This is a genomic window from Cohnella cellulosilytica, from assembly GCF_042431195.1.
GTDB classification, from domain to species: Bacteria; Bacillota; Bacilli; order Paenibacillales; family Paenibacillaceae; genus Cohnella; species Cohnella cellulosilytica.
In genome coordinates, this window is sequence record NZ_JBHMDN010000022.1 from 64,105 (window position 1) to 81,000 (window position 16,896).

Below are 16,896 nucleotides of genomic sequence, written 5' to 3' on the forward strand. Positions count from 1 at the left end.
AAGCATGCGAGGAGACATCGGTTACGGAAGGCGGCTTATTTTATATTGGCGTTTGCGCTGTTCATGCCTCTTCTCTCGGTCGGCGGCGGTCAGGCTTCCGCGGCGGCGTCCAGTTGGCCGCTGATAGACGGGAACGGGGTAAACGGTATAAACCAGTTTACTTATAACCATGCCAACGTTCCAACGATAGCCGTGTATAAAAACGAAGTCTATGCGGCCTGGGTGGAATCGAACCAATCGGGGAGCAAAACGGTCAATAAAATCCGCGTCAAGAAATTGATTGGCGCCATCTGGACAAGCATCGATGGGGATGGAATGAATTATAACCTCGAAAAGAACGCGAATAATCCTACGATGATGGTATTTAACGGGAAGCTTTATCTGGCATGGGAAGAGATGAGCATTCCCTATAGTCAAATTAAGGTCAAGAGCTATGACGGATTTGGTTGGACGGAGGTCGTCGAAGGCAACGGATTAAACATAACACCTGAGAAAGAAGCCACGGCCCCTGCTCTGGTTGTGTTCGACAATGCCTTATATGCGGCTTGGCAGGAGAAAAACGATGCCGACGTTCTTCAAATCCGGGTTAAAAAGTATGAGGGCAATAAGAGCTGGACGAGTCTCGACCAAGGCGGTCAGAAGGGGTTGAACCGGAATGAAGCAATAAGCGGATTATATCCCGCTATGGCTGTATTCCAAGGCTCCTTATATCTTACATGGGTTGAATCGAACGGAAATTCCGGTCAAATCCGGGTCAATAGATATGATGGCGATAAGAACTGGACGAGCGTGGACGGAGACTCCGCTAACGGATTAAACATGGTGGATTATTACAACGGGAATAAACCTTCAATGGCCGCTCTCGACGATTTCTTGGTCGTCATTTGGGAAGAAGCGCCGGTGCGATCGACGGATAGCAAAATTCGGGCCAAGCGGTATAACGGAACGGGGTGGGAGAAGGCCGAAGGCAGCAGTACGTACGGTTTGAACCGCTATGACGGGTTCCAGGTCAGGGAACCTGCTTTGATTGCATTCAACAACGAATTGTTTGCAACGTGGCAAGAGCTGAAATACGGGACTATTATCTATCAAATTCGAGTCAGGAAATACGACGGCGGGGAATGGACGTTCGTCGACGGAGGCGGCAACGACGGCTTGAACAAGAATGTCGGGGAAGCCGCTATCGATCCCGCGATAGCCGCAGGAAACAGCGAATTATTCGTAACCTGGCAGGAGAAGAGCCCGGAGGCGGGGAAATACAATCAAATTCGAGTCGCCAAGTATATAGCGCCGGCCGTGCGCAGCGTGACGCTAAATCTGGCCTCCGCGACTGTCGTGCAAGGCGGAATCCGACAGCTTTTGGCTACGGTAGACGCGGTAGGCGGAGCGAATAATACGGTAACATGGTCGAGCAGCGGCGTCGACCAGAAGGTGACGGTGGACGGAACCGGCAAAGTGAGCGTCGCGGCGGACGCTGTGCCCGGAGACTATACGATTACGGCCACCTCCGTATTCGACGCCGGCAAACAAGGAACCGCGACGATCACGGTCACGCCGGCGCCTGCCGTTCATAGCGTAAGCATTGATCCGGCCAGCGCAAGCGTCATGCAGGGAGAGAGCAAGGAGCTTTCCGCTTCGGTAGTCGCGGTAGGCGGAGCGAATAATACGGTAACGTGGTCGAGCAGCGGCGTCGACCAAAAGGTGACGGTGGACGGAGCCGGCAAAGTGAGCGCCGCGGCGGACGCCGTGCCCGGAGACTATACGATTACGGCCACTTCCGTATTCGACGGGAGCAAACAAGGAACGGCGACGATCACGGTAACGATTGCGCCCGCTATTCATAGCGTAAGCATCGATCCGAGCACCGCAAGCGTCATGCAGGGAGAGAGCAAGGAGCTTTCCGCTTCGGTAGTCGCGGCAGGGGGAGCGACGCCGTCGGTGACGTGGTCGAGCAACGGAGTCGACCAAAAGGTGACGGTGGACGAAGCTGGTAAAGTGAGCGCCGCGGCGGATGCCGTGCCCGGAGACTATACGATTACGGCCACTTCCGTGTTCGACGCGAGCAAACAAGGAACGGCGACGATTACGGTAACGGCGGCGCCGGCTATTCATAGCGTAAGCATCGAACCGAGCGCCGCAAGCATCATGCAAGGAGGGAGCAAGCAGCTTTCCGCTTCGGTAGTCGCGGCGGGGGGAGCGGACGAGGCGGTAACGTGGTCGAGCGAAGACGGCGGCGGCCAGGTGACGGTGGATAACACCGGCAACGTCACGGCAGCGCCGGAAACGATTCCCGGCGTATATACGATTACGGCGACTTCCGTGTTCGACGCGAGCAAAAAAGGAACGGCGACGATTACGGTCACTGAAGCCTACTCCTATTCGATCGCCCCGATCTCGGACCAGACGCTAACGCCGCTTACGTTGGGATACACAGCGGGAACCCAAGAGTCGAGACCCGTCTCGATTGCGAATACCGGCACCGGCGCATTGGCGAATCTGTCGGTCACGCTAAGCGGAGCCAACGCCTCCGACTTCGTCGTGACGCCTCCGGATTCCGCGCTGGTCGGCGGCGCGTCGACAAGCTTTGGGCTCGCTGTCAAAGACGGCTTGCCGGCGAATACCTATACGGCAACGGTTACGGTTGCCGCGGATCATCTGGCGCCGGTGTCGTTTGTCGTGACGCAAGCCGTCCACTTGCCGAACGCCCCGGCCAATCCGCAGGATCTGGCCGCGCTGGGCGGAGATCGTCTGGCGACTCTGGGCTGGAGCCCCGTACCGAACGCGACGCAGTACCGCGTTTATATGGCAGCCGATCCGAATCCGTCCGACTTCGCGGAGGTGGCGACCGTCACTTCGGCGACTTACGGCGCGTTTAATCTGGTTAACGGCACGACCTACTACTTTATCGTCAAATCGGAAAATCCGGGCGGCTTGAGCGCGGCATCGAACCTGGTCGCCGTGACTCCGTCCGCCGTGCCAGGAGCTCCGACCGAGGTGACGGCGGCCGCGGGGAAAGGCCGGGCCGTCATCACGTTTACGCCTCCTTCCGAGACCGGCGGAAGCCCGATTACAGGGTACGAGGTGATCGTATCGCCGGGGAATGCGGTCGTGGCCGGCGGCTCCAGTCCGATTACGGTCACGGGATTAACGAACGGAGTAAGCTACACGTTCACGGTTAAAGCGATCAACGGCGCGGGAAAAAGCGCGGCTTCGGCAGAATCGAACGCGGTCGTTCCGACAGCTCCGCCTGCCGATAACGGCGGCTCTTCGCCGTCCCAATCCCAGCCTTCCGCTCCGACGGCGCCGGGCGCCGCGGACGAAACGGGCGTGGACATTCTGGTGAACGGGAAAGTCGAGAACGCGGGCGCCGCCAAGGTGTCCGAGCGCGGCGATCGGACCGTCATGACGGTCGCCGTGGATGAGAAAAAGCTCGGCGACAAGCTTGCGGCGGAAGGGCGGCATGCCGTCGTCACGATTCCGATCGGCAAGCCGTTCGATATCGTCGTTGCCGAGCTGAACGGCCGGATGATCAAGAACATGGAGGACAAGCAAGCCGTTCTCGAGTTCAAAACCGACTATGCGACGTACACGCTTCCGGCGAATCAAATCCGGATCGACTCCATCTCCGCGCAGGCGGGCAGTGCGGCAGCTTTGCAGGACTTGAGGGTGCGGATTGAAATTGCCGTTCCGACGGCGGACGAGCTGAAGGTCGCGGAGAACGCGGCGGCGCAAGGCCGATTTGAGCTTGTCGCCCGGCCGCTCGGCTTTACGGTGAGCGCCGTCTATGGAGAGAAGACCGTCGAAGTCGCGAGGTTCGACGTCTATGTGGAAAGAACGATCGCGATTCCGGAAGGAATCGATCCGAGCAAGATTACGACCGGCGTTGTCGTCGAGCCGGACGGGACCGTGCGTCACGTCCCGACCAAGGTCCGCCAAATCGACGGAAAGTACGAGGCCCAAATCAACAGCTTGACCAACAGCTTGTATGCGGTCGTATGGCATCCTCTCGAATTCGGCGACGCGGAGAAGCATTGGGCGAAGGAGGCTGTGAACGATATGGGCTCCCGGATGATCGTAGACGGAATCGGGAACGGGATGTTCGCGCCCGATCGGGAAATCACCCGAGCCGAATTTGCGGCTATCGTCGTTCGCGGGCTGGGACTCAAACCGGAAAACGGAGCGACGCCGTTCTCGGATGTGAAGTCCGAAGACTGGTACGGCAGCGCGGTTCATACGGCTTATGCGCACGGGCTGATCAGCGGCATGGGCGACGGTACGTTCAGACCGGACGACAAGGTGACGAGGGAGCAGGCCATGTTGATCCTGTCCAAGGCGATGGCGATCACCGGTCTGAAAGAGCAACTGCCCGAACGTCCGGCAGACGGGGCGCTTCGCTCGTTCGAAGACGCGGCGGCAGTGGCTTCATGGGCGCTAGGCGGCGTTGCCGATAATTTGCAGGCCGGTGTAGTATCCGGAAGAGCGGGGAACATTCTTGCGCCGAAGGATTATATGACCCGTGCCGAGACGGCAACGATGATCCGGCGTTTATTGCAGAAGTCGGATCTGATCTAAAATGATCTAAAACTAGGTTCTTGACACACCATTTTCGAAGTGATACTATGTTCTAGTGTGTGCCAGAGGCGCGTCGTTACGGCGTGCCGTGAGCGGTGCGGACTTAGGCGATGGTGAAAGCTGCGGCGGATGAATAACCGCCTGGCCGATTGAGAATAGGAATAACGGGTTTGATGCGGCTGACCGCTGATAGGCGGGAAGGCCGGTCGAGCCCTTTCTCATCTCTCGAAATGAACCGCCTGGATCTGTGGGCTTCACGAGGCGCATCGATCCAATCGCTTATTTTCTTATTTGTACCCATCATGGGAAGGGGGTGGCAGCATGCCAACAATTAACCAACTCGTTCGCAAAGGTCGTCAATCGAAGGTCGTTAAATCGAAATCGCCGGCGCTTCAAAAAGGGTTCAACGCTCTCAAACGCGTAGAGACGGACCTGAGTGCTCCTCAAAAGCGCGGGGTTTGCACCCGTGTAGGAACGATGACGCCGAAGAAGCCGAACTCCGCTCTTCGTAAATACGCCCGTGTTCGTCTGACGAACCGCGTAGAGGTGACCGCCTACATCGGAGGAATCGGACACAACCTGCAGGAGCACAGCGTTGTTCTTGTACGCGGAGGCCGTGTTAAAGACCTTCCGGGCGTTCGTTACCACATCGTCCGCGGAGCGCTGGATACGGCGGGAGTCAACAACCGTCAACAAGCTCGCTCCAAATACGGAACGAAGAAGCCGAAAGCCAAAAAATCCTAATTCCGTTCCGGCGGCTAAGCTCGCCTGAACGTCAAGAAAGAGAAAGGAGGAACCTTGATGCCACGCAAAGGACCGGTTCCGAAACGGGACGTACTTCCGGATCCGCTGTACAACAGCAAGCTGGTAACTCGCCTTGTCAACCGGATTATGATCGACGGTAAGAGAGGCGTAGCGCAACAATTGCTTTACGATGCGTTCAAATTGATTCAAGAGCGCTCCGGCAAAGACCCGATGGAGGTTTTTGAAGCAGCGATTAAGAATATCATGCCAGTGCTTGAAGTTAAGGCTCGCCGCGTAGGCGGAGCGAACTATCAAGTTCCGGTAGAAGTCAAGCCTGAGCGCCGCACGTCCCTCGGACTGCGCTGGCTCGTGAACTACGCCCGCAACCGCGGCGAGAAAACGATGGAAGAACGTCTGGCTGCAGAAATTCTGGACGCTTCCAACAACACGGGCGCAGCAGTCAAGAAGCGTGAGGACACTCACAAAATGGCGGAAGCGAACAGAGCGTTCGCGCACTACCGCTGGTAATTTTCGCGAAGCTAGACATTTTGAAGGGAGACTATATTCATGGCTAGAGAGTTCTCCTTGCAAAATACGCGCAATATCGGGATTATGGCGCACATTGATGCGGGTAAAACCACGACGACTGAACGGATTTTGTTCTTTACCGGCCGTACTCACAAAATCGGCGAAGTGCACGAAGGCGCTGCGACGATGGACTGGATGGAGCAAGAACAAGAGCGCGGAATCACGATTACGTCCGCTGCAACGACTGCTCAGTGGAAAGGTCACCGCATCAATATTATCGACACTCCGGGTCACGTTGACTTTACGGTGGAAGTCGAGCGCTCCCTGCGCGTATTGGATGGGGCCGTTGGCGTATTCAGCGCCAAAGAAGGCGTAGAACCGCAATCCGAGACGGTATGGCGTCAAGCCGACCGCTACGGCGTTCCGCGGATCGCTTACGTTAACAAGATGGACATCATCGGCGCGGACTATCTCAACGTTATCAACGACATGAGAGAGCGTCTGAACGCGAATGCGGTTGCGATTCAATATCCGATGGGTGCCGAGGATACGTTTATCGGCATGATCGACATTATTGAACGCGTTGCATACAAGTACACCGATGACAAAGGCAAAGCGCCGGACGAGATCGAAGTTCCTGCGGAATACGCCGATAAAGTCGAAGAGCTGCGCGCCATTCTCGTAGAGAAGGTTGCCGAGCTTGACGAAGATCTGACGATGAAGTATCTGGAAGGCGAAGAGCTGACCGTTGAAGAAATCAAAGCGGCTCTGCGCAAAGGCGTCTGCGAAGTGAAAATCTTCCCGGTCGTCTGCGGTACTTCCTATCGCAACAAAGGCATTCAACCGATGCTGGACGCGGTTGTCGCTTACCTGCCCGCTCCGACGGACGTTCCCGACATCAAGGGCGTTCTGGAAGACGGCACGGAAACGACGCGCAAGTCTTCGGACAGCGAGCCGTTCGCGGCGCTGGCGTTCAAAATCATGACCGACCCTTACGTGGGCCGTCTGACTTTCTTCCGCGTTTACTCCGGTGTACTGAACTCCGGTTCCTACGTCATCAACGCGACGAAAGGCAAACGCGAGCGTATCGGACGTATTCTCCAAATGCACGCGAACAGCCGTCAAGAGATCGACATCGTCTACTCCGGAGATATTGCTGCGGCGGTAGGCCTGAAGGACACGACGACAGGCGACACGCTGTGCGACGAGAAGAGTCCGGTTATTCTGGAGTCCATGAACTTCCCGGAGCCGGTTATCCAGCTCGCGGTCGAGCCGAAAACCAAAGCCGACCAAGACAAGATGGGCATCGCTCTGCAGAAGCTGGCCGAAGAAGATCCGACGTTCCGCGCTCACACGGACGAAGAAACCGGCCAAACGATCATCTCGGGGATGGGCGAGCTTCACCTCGAAATTCTCGTTGACCGTATGCTTCGCGAATTCAAAGTCGAGACGAACGTCGGTAAGCCGCAGGTTGCTTACCGCGAGACGTTCCGCCAAGCGGCGAAAGTCGAAGGCAAGTTCGTTCGTCAATCCGGCGGACGCGGTCAATACGGCCACGTCTGGATCGAGTTCGAACCGCTGGAGGCGGGTACAGGCTTCCAGTTCGAGAACAAGATCGTCGGCGGTGTCGTACCGCGCGAATATATCGCTCCGGTACAAGCCGGTATCGAAGAGTCGATGAAGAACGGCGTATTGGCCGGCTTCCCGCTCGTCGATATCAAAGCAACGATCTTCGACGGATCTTACCACGACGTCGACTCCTCGGAGATGGCGTTCAAAATCGCCGGATCGATGGCGCTTAAAGCGGCGAAGGACAAATGCGATCCTGTGCTGCTCGAGCCGATCATGAAGGTTGAAGTAACGGTGCCCGAAGAATACTTCGGCGACGTTATGGGCATGCTGAGCTCCCGCCGCGGCCGCATCGAAGGATCGGATATGCGTTTCGGCGCTCAGATCGTCCGTGCGAAGGTGCCGTTGGCCGAGATGTTCGGATACTCCACGACTCTTCGTTCCGGTACGCAAGGACGCGGCGTGTTCTCGATGGAACTGTCGCACTACGAAGAAGTGCCTAAGTCGATTTCCGAAGAAATCATCTCCAAGAGCAAGGGCGCTTAATGCGTTTCAGAAAGCGGACGGGCGGGAATCGCATGATGCGGCGCTCCCCCGTCATCAAATAAATCCAAAAACCTTTTCTTCATTAAGGAGGAACAGTATCCATGGCTAAGGCTAAGTTCGAACGTACAAAACCGCACATTAACATCGGTACGATCGGTCACGTTGACCACGGCAAAACGACGACAACGGCTGCAATCACTTCGGTATTGAACAAAAAATACGGCAGCGGCGCTGCTGTTGCATTCGACCAAATCGACAAGGCTCCGGAAGAGCGCGAGCGCGGAATCACGATTTCCACCGCTCACGTCGAGTATGAGACGCCTAACCGTCACTACGCTCACGTTGACTGCCCGGGACACGCCGACTACGTTAAAAACATGATCACGGGCGCTGCTCAAATGGACGGCGCAATCCTGGTCGTATCCGCAGCTGACGGCCCAATGCCGCAAACGCGCGAGCACATCCTGCTCTCCCGTCAAGTAGGCGTTCCTTACATCGTCGTTTACTTGAACAAATGCGACATGGTTGAAGACGAAGAGCTGCTCGAGCTGGTCGAGATGGAAGTTCGCGACCTGCTGACCGAGTATGAATTCCCGGGCGACGACACTCCGATCGTTCGCGGCGCATCCCGTGAAGCTTTGGCTAATCCGGACGGCCCTTGGGCTGACAAGATCGTTGAGCTGTTCGACGAGATCGAGAAGTATATCCCGATCCCTGAGCGCGCAACTGACAAGCCTTTCCTGATGCCGGTCGAGGACGTGTTCACGATCACGGGTCGCGGTACGGTTGCTACGGGCCGTGTCGAGCGCGGTATCATCAAAGTCGGCGACGAGGCCGAAATCATCGGTCTGCACGAAGAAACTCGCAAGACGGTTGTAACGGGCGTTGAAATGTTCCGTAAGCTGCTTGACCAAGCTCAAGCCGGCGACAACATCGGCGCATTGCTCCGCGGCGTTGACCGTAAAGATATCGAGCGCGGCCAAGTATTGGCTAAGCCGGGTTCCGTTAAGCCTCACACGGAATTCACCGCTCAAATCTACGTTCTGACTCAAGCGGAAGGCGGACGTCACAAGCCTTTCTTCACGGGCTACCGTCCTCAGTTCTACTTCCGTACGACGGACGTTACGGGCATCGTTAACCTGCCGGAAGGCACGGAAATGGTTATGCCTGGCGATAACATCACGGTTACCGTTCAACTGATCGCTCCGATCGCAATCGAAGAAGGCACTCGCTTCTCGATCCGCGAAGGCGGCCGTACGGTTGGCGCAGGCGCCGTTGCTACGATCCAAAAATAAGAGCTTCACATCGATAAAACCGTTCGGCAATCCGCCGGACGGTTTTATTTTTCGACGATACGGAATTTATAAGCTTCACCCTTATCCTTGTCTGTATCGTCTCCGACAAAAACGCGTTCGCCGTCCTAAGGACGGCGAACGCGTTTTTGCTTGCTGCGCGCCTTAATAATCGAAAAACTTGCTCGTATATAGACTCGTGGCCAAACCGCCGGTCGTCACCGTCGCCACGGACAGGAAAAAGGTGTCCAAAGAGAAGATCAACCCTCCTATGCCGACCACGATCGCATCCATAATCAGAATCAGCACTCCTACGTTAAGCTTCAGCCGGGCGGCAAGCAGCTTCGCCAGAAGATCGATTCCGCCCGCACTCGTATCGTTGCGCAGCAAAATGCCGAACCCGATTCCGATCAGCAGTCCTCCGGCCATCGCCGCCGCGAACGGGTGCTCGTGAACGAGACGGCCCAAGGGCTCGTACGGCTCGAACAAGTCGACCAAATACGACAGGAATACGAGACCGAAAAGACTGTAGAAAAACATACCCCGCGCCTTCATCCAGACATACATAAAAACCGGAAGACTAAGCGATATCAAGATGATTCCGGGTTTCGCCTTAAACAGATAGTTTCCGATGAGCGCCAAACCGATAAAACCCCCGTCCAGCGCTTTGATCGGCATAATGAAGAAATCGATCCCGCAGGCAATGAACAGACTGCCTATGAAAATCATGAAGATTTTGTGCATGGAAATCAATCCGACCACTCCTTCGCGACAAGGCCTGTCTTATCTATATGGCTGTCGGATAGGCTTAAAGAACGCCGGATGGCAAAAAGGAGGGCTGAGCCCTCCTGAATTTTCGAATATCAATCCGACGACCAAGCGATGCCTCAGAAGCCTTTGTACTGAGGCTCTTCGTTTTCCAATTGCTGAACCCGGCTTTCGACTTGTTGAACGATCTGCTGGGTTTGTCCCGCGGCGTTCGTGAACAACGTTTTGGCCTCTTGATTTTGCGTCGACAAGGCAAACGTTTCGAGGCTGGCTTGGGCGCTTTTCAGCGAAGCCAGGCAGGTTTTTACGTCGGATGCTACTGTCAATGAAATCACCTCCAATTTGGAATGAACGAATATATTATCGATTTCGGGTTGCGTTTTTATTCATCGGGGCCGCCACGGAGCATTTTCAATTTTCTCCCTTTCGAGGGAATGGAATGCACTGCGGAAAATTCATAATACAGGCGATTTTAACAAACAATTGATACCGTTGAGGCTGTTGGTCAAAGGGGGATTCGACGTGCCGGACGCATTACAGATCGCGATACGGACCTTGGTCGCCGTAGTCGTGCTTTTCACCATTACGAAATTGCTGGGCAAAAGACAAGTCTCGCAGCTCTCTTTGTTCGAGTACATTACCGGGATCACGCTGGGGAATCTCGTCGCTTACATCTCGATGGATTTGCAGACCGAATGGTACCTGGGCGTTGTAGCGCTGTCGGTATGGTCTCTCGTATCGCTCGGCATCGAGTTTCTTCAAATGAAAAGCAAAAAGATGCGCGATTTTCTGGACAGCAAAGCGCGAGTCCTCATTAAAGACGGTAAAGTGCTCGAAGACAATTTAAAGAAGGAAAGGCTGACGACCGACGAACTGATGGAGCAGCTGCGGAAGAAGATGGCTTTCCGGGTGGCCGACGTCGAATTCGCGGTTATGGAATCGAGCGGCGATATCAACGTGCTGCTGACCCGCGAGAATCAACCGATCACCGCCAGACATTTGGGCATCAAGGTCGGACCGGAGCAGGAGCCTCAGGCCGTCGTCATGGACGGCAAAATTATGGACGAGCCGCTCGCGACGATGGGGCTGAGCCGGGAATGGCTGAACAAAGAGATGGAGAAGCTCGGCGTGACGGTGGAAAATATTTATCTGGGCCAGGTCGATACGTACGGTCAGTTTTACGTCGATCTGTACGACGATAAGATCAAAGTTCCCGTTCCGCAGGAGAAGGCTTTATTGTTCTCGACTTTGAAAAAATGCGAAGCGGATCTGATGTTGTTCGGGTTGACGACAAGGAGCAAGGACGCCAAGGAAATGTATGAACGATGCGCTGCCGAGATGGTGGGGATTATCGAGGAGCTTAGACCCGTACTTCAGCGTTAGAGGAGCGTATTTATGTCGAACAGCAAAAAGAAAAAACTGACTCCCGTCCAGCAGGAGTATAAGGAGCTATCCGATAAACGCGAGCCGGCGAGACCCGTGCTGAAAAACTGCGTTCGCGCCTTCCTCGTCGGCGGCACGGTCTGCCTGATCGGCCAAGCGGTTACGGATATGTTCGTGCATTGGGGCGGCTTTGACAGGGAGAAGGCCGCAAACCCTGCGGTGGCGGTGATGATTCTGTTATCCGTCGTCCTGACCGGCTTCGGCGTCTACGACAAAATCGCGCAATGGGCCGGCGCCGGCACCGCCGTTCCGGTAACGGGATTCGCCAATTCGATGGCCTCCGCATCCATCGAAGCGCGAAGCGAAGGACTCGTGCTCGGGGTCGGGGGTAAAATGTTCACGTTGGCCGGACCCGTCATCGTATTCGGAACCGTGGCCGCTTTTATCGTCGGGATCCTGCATTTCCTAATTAATCCGCACGGGGCAGGGGGGCATTAACGATGCTGCGAGGCCACCAAAGCTGGGTGTTCGAGAATCGTCCGCGAATCCGGGGCACCGCGACGGTCGTCGGCCCGTTCGAAGGACAAGGACCGCTGGCGGACGATTTCGATATCGTTCACGGGGATCTGCTGCTGGGTCAGTCCAGCTGGGAGAAGGCGGAGAAAGCGCTGCTGGAGGAAGCGTCCAAGCTGGCGCTGGAGAATGCGGGAGTCACCGCGGGGCAAGTCCAATTCCTTGTCGGCGGAGATCTGATGAACCAGATTATCAGCACAAGCTTTGCGGCCCGCACGCTGTCTATTCCGTATCTCGGCATTTTCGGCGCCTGTTCGACTTCCATGGAGGGACTCGCCGTCGCCGCCAATCTCGTGAATTCGGGTTCGGCCAAATATGCGCTCGCCACCGCCTGCAGCCACAACGCTTCCGTCGAGAAGCAGTACCGCTACCCGACGGAATACGGCTCGCAGAAACCGCCGACCGCGCAGTATACGGTTACGGGGGCGGGGGCGGCCGTCGTATCCCGCGAGGGCGACGGATTCGCGGTTACGTCCGCGACGATCGGCAGAGTCATCGACATGGGGCTGACCGATCCTTTTAATATGGGCGCCGCGATGGCGCCGGCCGCGGTCGACACCATTCAGGCGCATCTCCGCGATCTGAGAATCGAGCCGGGGCACTACGATCTGATCGTGACCGGGGATCTGTCCAGGATCGGATATGAGATCGCATGCGATTTGTTCGCCAAGCACAAGATACGGATGGATCAAACGACATATTCCGACTGCGGCATGATGATCTATAATTACGAGGAGCAGCAGGTTCAAGCCGGCGCAAGCGGCTGCGGCTGCTCTGCCGTCGTGACGTACGGCCATCTGCTGAATCGCATGCGCAAAGGCGAATTCAAACGGATTCTGGTCGTTGCCACGGGAGCGCTGCTGTCCCCGCTTTCCTACCAGCAAGGAGAAACGATACCCTGCATTGCTCACGCGGTATCCATCGAGAGCGAGGGGACGCCATGATCTACCTGTGGGCTTTTGCGATCGGGGGAGCGATCTGCATCCTCGGCCAAATCTGCTTCGACGTCTTCAAGCTGACCCCCGCGCATACGATGACGCTGCTTGTCGTGCTCGGAGCGATCCTCGACGGCGTCGGCCTGTACGATCCGCTGATCAAGTTCGCCGGGGCCGGTGCGACCGTGCCGATTACAAGCTTCGGCAACGCGCTCGTTCACGGAGCGCTCGAACAATTGCAGAAGGACGGATGGATCGGCGTCGTCACCGGAATTTTCAAGGTAACCAGCGCGGGGATCTCCGCGGCAATCGTGTTCTCGTTCTTCGCCGCGCTGCTGGTCAAGCCCAAAGGGTAACATAGCTTCATTCGTATTGCGGGGCTGTCCCATAAGCGGAGCTGCTCAAGATGATCGATATGTAAAGAAGGGGTATGTACCTCCTGGAGAATGCCTCATACGCTCCTGAAACCACCCATTAACGGGTTTACCTATTCAGGTTTCAGGAGCGTATAGCATCGGAAGGAGGTACATACCCCTTGCATCGTTAATATCGATTATCCTTATAAAGCAGCTCGGTCGGCTTATGGGACAGCCTCCTTTTTGCCGTGAGCGATTAACGTTTGCGCAAAATGAAAAAAGCTGAAAATTATTTGTTGCAATCGTTTGGGCAGATCGCTATAATAGTGAATGTTGGTCTGTGACTGTGCGCTGATGCGAGAGGTTGCCGACACACCCGGCCCCTTTGCCATAAGGAAGGCCAGCGGTGCAAGTCGGGTTATTCTCGCGGAGTATGTCCGATTCCAAAATTGGGCGAATGAAGGAGGGAATTCTATGGCAAAGCAAAAAATCCGCATCCGTTTGAAGGCTTATGATCACCGTGTCCTCGATCAATCCGCGGAGAAAATCGTAGAAACGGCAAAACGTACGGGTGCAGGCGTCTCGGGTCCGATTCCGCTGCCGACCGAAAAGCAGATCATCACGATCCTGCGCGCGGTCCACAAGTACAAGGACTCTCGCGAACAATTCGAAATGCGTACGCACAAGCGTTTGATTGATATCGTCAATCCGACGCCGCAAACGGTAGACGCGCTGATGCGTCTCGACCTGCCGTCTGGCGTCGATATCGAAATCAAACTGTAATAAGGCTTAAGGCCGAACAGATCCATCAAGAAAAGAGGTGTCAACATGTCAGGAATCTTGGGACGTAAAATCGGAATGACGCAAATCTTCGCGGCCGACGGCAGCGTAGTGCCTGTTACCGTCGTAGAAGCGACTCCGAATATCGTATTGCAAAAGAAAACTGCGGATAACGACGGATACGAAGCAGTTCAGCTCGGCTTCGCGGACAAACGCGAGAAGCTGGCTACCAAACCCGCTATCGGCCACGCCAAAAAGGCAGGCACGGGACCCAAGCGCTTCATCCGCGAAGTCAGCGGAATTACGCCGGCAGAAGTTGAGGTTGGTCAGGAACTTAAGGTTGACCAATTCTCCGAAGGCGATGCTGTTGACGTGACGGGGATTTCCAAAGGTAAAGGAACCGCAGGCGCGATCAAACGCTGGGGCTTTGCCCGCGGCAAAATGACGCACGGTTCAAAATATCACCGCGGCAACGGCTCCCTCGCGACGATTCGCGACGCCAACCGCGTGCCGAAAGGCAAAAAAATGCACGGTCGCATGGGCGGCGAGACGATCACGGTTCAAAACCTGGAGGTCGTTAAAGTCGACGTAGAGCGCAACGTGCTGTTGATCAAGGGGTCCGTACCGGGCGCTCGCAACAGCTATCTCAAAATCCGCTCTGCGGTGAAGAAATAATTCGTAACGTAAGAGGAAAGGAGGACCACTCATGCCGAAAGTATCCGTATTTAACGTAGACGGCAAGGAAGTCGGACAATTGGATCTGGCGGAAGGAGTATTCGGCTTGCAGCCGAACGTACACGTTCTGCACAGCGCCGTATTGCTCCAGCAAGCCGCCGTTCGTTCCGGCACGCACGACACCAAAGGACGTTCGGAAGTGCGCGGGGGCGGACGCAAGCCGTGGAAACAAAAAGGAACGGGCCGCGCTCGTCAGGGCAGCATCCGTGCGCCGCAATGGAAAGGCGGCGGCATCGTCTTCGGACCGACGCCACGCAGCTACGGCTTCAAACTGCCTAAGAAAGTTCGCCGTTTGGCGATCAAATCCGCTCTTTCCAGCAAGGTTGTGGACAACCAACTGATCGTTCTGGATCAACTGAGCCTGGCCCAGCCGAAAACGAAGGAATTCGCCAAAATTTTGAGCAATCTCCAAGTCTCCCGCAAAGCGCTTGTCGTGACCGCGGATTACGAAGAGAATGTCGCACTGTCCGCCCGCAACATCCCAGGCGTGAAGTTCGTCGCTGCTGACGGAATCAACGTCCTCGACGTGATGAAGCACGACCAGCTGATCATCACGAAGGATGCGGTCGCTAAAGTCGAGGAGGTGTTCGCGTAATGAGAAACCCTCGCGATCTGATCAAGCGTCCGGTGATCACCGAGCGTACGAGCGAGTTCATCGAACAGCGCAAATATGTGTTCGAGGTCGAACTGAAAGCCAACAAGACCGAAATCAAGCAAGCAATCGAGCAGATCTTCAAGGTGAAGGTCGTCGGTGTCAATACCCTTAGAATGCCGGCCAAGCCGAAGCGCTACGGCAGACACAGCGGATATACGTCCGAATGGAAAAAAGCGATCGTGCAGCTTTCCGAAGACAGCAAGCCGCTGGATTTCTTTGAAGCTTCCGTATAACCAAGTCTCTTAAGTAAGGAGGGAATCCAATTGCCAGTCAAAAAGTTTAATCCGACAACGGCCAGCCGGCGTCAAATGACGATCGCGACGTTCGAGGAGATCACGACGAACGAGCCCGAGAAATCGCTGCTCGCGCCGCTCTCCAAACGCGCAGGCCGCAACCACCAAGGTAAAATTACCGTTCGTCACCATGGCGGCGGACATAAGCGTAAATACCGGATTATCGACTTTAAGCGCACGAAGGACGGCATTCCCGGCCGCGTGGCTACGATTGAATACGATCCGAACCGTACGTCTTATATCGCTCTGATCAACTATGCGGACGGTGAGAAGGCTTATATCATCGCTCCGAAAGGCCTCAAAGTCGGCGACGTAATTACGTCCGGACCTGACGCCGACATCAAGCTGGGCAACGCGCTTCCGCTGGAGAACATTCCGGTCGGTACGGTTATCCACAACATTGAGCTGAAGCCGGGCAAGGGCGGACAACTCGTTCGCGCAGCGGGCACGAGCGCTCAACTGCTGGGTAAAGAAGAAGCGTATGTGACGATTCGTTTGACCTCCGGCGAGATTCGCCGCATCCTGAAAACTTGCCGCGCAACGATCGGCACGGTCGGCAACCAAGACCACGAGCTGATCAACATCGGTAAAGCAGGACGCAAACGCTGGCTCGGCAATCGTCCGGTTGTCCGCGGTGTCGTCATGAACCCGAACGACCACCCGCACGGCGGTGGCGAAGGACGCGCGCCGATCGGCCGCAAATCCCCGCTGTCTCCATGGGGTCAGCCTACTCTGGGCTACAAGACGCGCAAGAAGAAAAAAGCTTCGAACAAATATATCGTTCGCCGCCGCAGCAAGTAATCTTGCTTGCCTGCCGGTGCGGACGGGAACTCTCAAGCCGCTTGAAGGGAGGAGCATTCCATGGGTCGCAGTTTGAAAAAAGGACCTTTCGTGGACGCTTATCTGCTTAAGAAAGTAGAAGAGCTGTCCGGTTCGAATAAAAAAACCGTCATCAAGACGTGGTCCCGCCGTTCGACGATTTTCCCGCAATTCGTGGGTCAGACGTTCGCGGTATACGACGGACGCAAGCACGTGCCGGTTTACGTGTCCGAGGATATGGTCGGTCACAAGCTGGGCGAGTTCGCGCCTACGCGCACGTTCAAGGGTCACACGGACGACGACAAGAAAACGGGTAGACGTTAATTCGATCGGATGCGCGCCTCCGGC

General features: G+C 55.9%; 17 protein-coding genes. 15 read left to right on the forward strand and 2 right to left on the reverse strand.

Going from position 1 to position 16,896, the window contains the following annotated elements:
• Positions 1–45: 45 nt before the first annotated feature.
• From ACFFT4_RS17740 to tuf, 5 genes are all read left to right on the forward strand, one after another.
• The gene (locus ACFFT4_RS17740) at positions 46–4,572 is read left to right on the forward strand and encodes an S-layer homology domain-containing protein (protein WP_378049884.1); all 4,527 of its coding nucleotides are present in this window, start codon (positions 46–48) and stop codon (positions 4,570–4,572) included.
• A 321-nt stretch (positions 4,573–4,893) separates the two neighbouring features.
• Positions 4,894–5,316 (forward strand): 30S ribosomal protein S12, encoded by a 423-nt coding sequence (gene rpsL, locus ACFFT4_RS17745; protein WP_378049885.1) that lies wholly within the window; start codon positions 4,894–4,896, stop codon positions 5,314–5,316.
• Between the two features lie 57 nt (positions 5,317–5,373).
• Positions 5,374–5,844, forward strand: a complete 471-nt coding sequence (gene rpsG, locus ACFFT4_RS17750; RefSeq protein ID WP_378049887.1) for a 30S ribosomal protein S7 — start codon at positions 5,374–5,376, stop codon at positions 5,842–5,844.
• A 39-nt stretch (positions 5,845–5,883) separates the two neighbouring features.
• Positions 5,884–7,959: an elongation factor G gene (fusA, locus tag ACFFT4_RS17755; RefSeq protein ID WP_378049889.1), complete on the forward strand. Its 2,076-nt coding sequence runs from the start codon at positions 5,884–5,886 to the stop codon at positions 7,957–7,959.
• A 101-nt stretch (positions 7,960–8,060) separates the two neighbouring features.
• The gene (gene tuf / locus ACFFT4_RS17760) at positions 8,061–9,254 is read left to right on the forward strand and encodes an elongation factor Tu (RefSeq protein ID WP_378049891.1); all 1,194 of its coding nucleotides are present in this window, start codon (positions 8,061–8,063) and stop codon (positions 9,252–9,254) included.
• A gap of 162 nt (positions 9,255–9,416) precedes the next feature.
• On the opposite strand, the gene ACFFT4_RS17765 is transcribed toward tuf, so the two are convergent.
• Positions 9,417–9,995 carry a YitT family protein gene (locus ACFFT4_RS17765; protein ID WP_378049982.1) on the reverse strand — a complete coding sequence of 193 codons (579 nt, stop codon included), beginning with the start codon at positions 9,993–9,995 and terminating at the stop codon, positions 9,417–9,419.
• Between the two features lie 143 nt (positions 9,996–10,138).
• Positions 10,139–10,345 carry a DUF1657 domain-containing protein gene (locus ACFFT4_RS17770; protein ID WP_378049893.1) on the reverse strand — a complete coding sequence of 69 codons (207 nt, stop codon included), beginning with the start codon at positions 10,343–10,345 and terminating at the stop codon, positions 10,139–10,141.
• Between the two features lie 196 nt (positions 10,346–10,541).
• Between ACFFT4_RS17770 and ACFFT4_RS17775 the strand changes: the two genes are divergently transcribed.
• From ACFFT4_RS17775 to rpsS, 10 genes are all read left to right on the forward strand, one after another.
• Entirely contained in the window at positions 10,542–11,402 is an 861-nt protein-coding gene (locus ACFFT4_RS17775) for a DUF421 domain-containing protein (RefSeq protein WP_378049895.1), read from the forward strand.
• A 12-nt stretch (positions 11,403–11,414) separates the two neighbouring features.
• Positions 11,415–11,900 (forward strand): stage V sporulation protein AC, encoded by a 486-nt coding sequence (spoVAC, locus tag ACFFT4_RS17780; protein WP_378049897.1) that lies wholly within the window; start codon positions 11,415–11,417, stop codon positions 11,898–11,900.
• Between the two features lie 2 nt (positions 11,901–11,902).
• Positions 11,903–12,919, forward strand: a complete 1,017-nt coding sequence (gene spoVAD / locus ACFFT4_RS17785; protein ID WP_378049899.1) for a stage V sporulation protein AD — start codon at positions 11,903–11,905, stop codon at positions 12,917–12,919.
• Positions 12,916–13,266: a stage V sporulation protein AE gene (gene spoVAE / locus ACFFT4_RS17790; RefSeq protein ID WP_378049902.1), complete on the forward strand. Its 351-nt coding sequence runs from the start codon at positions 12,916–12,918 to the stop codon at positions 13,264–13,266. Before spoVAD ends, spoVAE begins: the two co-directional genes overlap by 4 nt.
• A gap of 474 nt (positions 13,267–13,740) precedes the next feature.
• Positions 13,741–14,049 (forward strand): 30S ribosomal protein S10, encoded by a 309-nt coding sequence (rpsJ, locus tag ACFFT4_RS17795; RefSeq protein WP_116065558.1) that lies wholly within the window; start codon positions 13,741–13,743, stop codon positions 14,047–14,049.
• Positions 14,050–14,094: 45 nt separating this feature from the next.
• Positions 14,095–14,721 (forward strand): 50S ribosomal protein L3, encoded by a 627-nt coding sequence (gene rplC / locus ACFFT4_RS17800; RefSeq protein ID WP_378049904.1) that lies wholly within the window; start codon positions 14,095–14,097, stop codon positions 14,719–14,721.
• A 31-nt stretch (positions 14,722–14,752) separates the two neighbouring features.
• Positions 14,753–15,376 carry a 50S ribosomal protein L4 gene (gene rplD / locus ACFFT4_RS17805; protein WP_378049906.1) on the forward strand — a complete coding sequence of 208 codons (624 nt, stop codon included), beginning with the start codon at positions 14,753–14,755 and terminating at the stop codon, positions 15,374–15,376.
• Positions 15,376–15,669, forward strand: coding sequence for a 50S ribosomal protein L23 (gene rplW, locus ACFFT4_RS17810; RefSeq protein WP_094050626.1), 294 nt, complete (start codon positions 15,376–15,378; stop codon positions 15,667–15,669). The genes rplD and rplW overlap by 1 nt, the downstream gene beginning before the upstream one ends.
• Positions 15,670–15,699: 30 nt before the next feature.
• A complete protein-coding gene (rplB, locus tag ACFFT4_RS17815; RefSeq protein WP_378049909.1) occupies positions 15,700–16,530 on the forward strand; it encodes a 50S ribosomal protein L2 in 831 nt (276 codons plus the stop codon).
• 60 nt (positions 16,531–16,590) lie between these two features.
• Positions 16,591–16,872, forward strand: a complete 282-nt coding sequence (gene rpsS, locus ACFFT4_RS17820) for a 30S ribosomal protein S19 (protein ID WP_378049911.1) — start codon at positions 16,591–16,593, stop codon at positions 16,870–16,872.
• Positions 16,873–16,896: the final 24 nt, after the last annotated feature.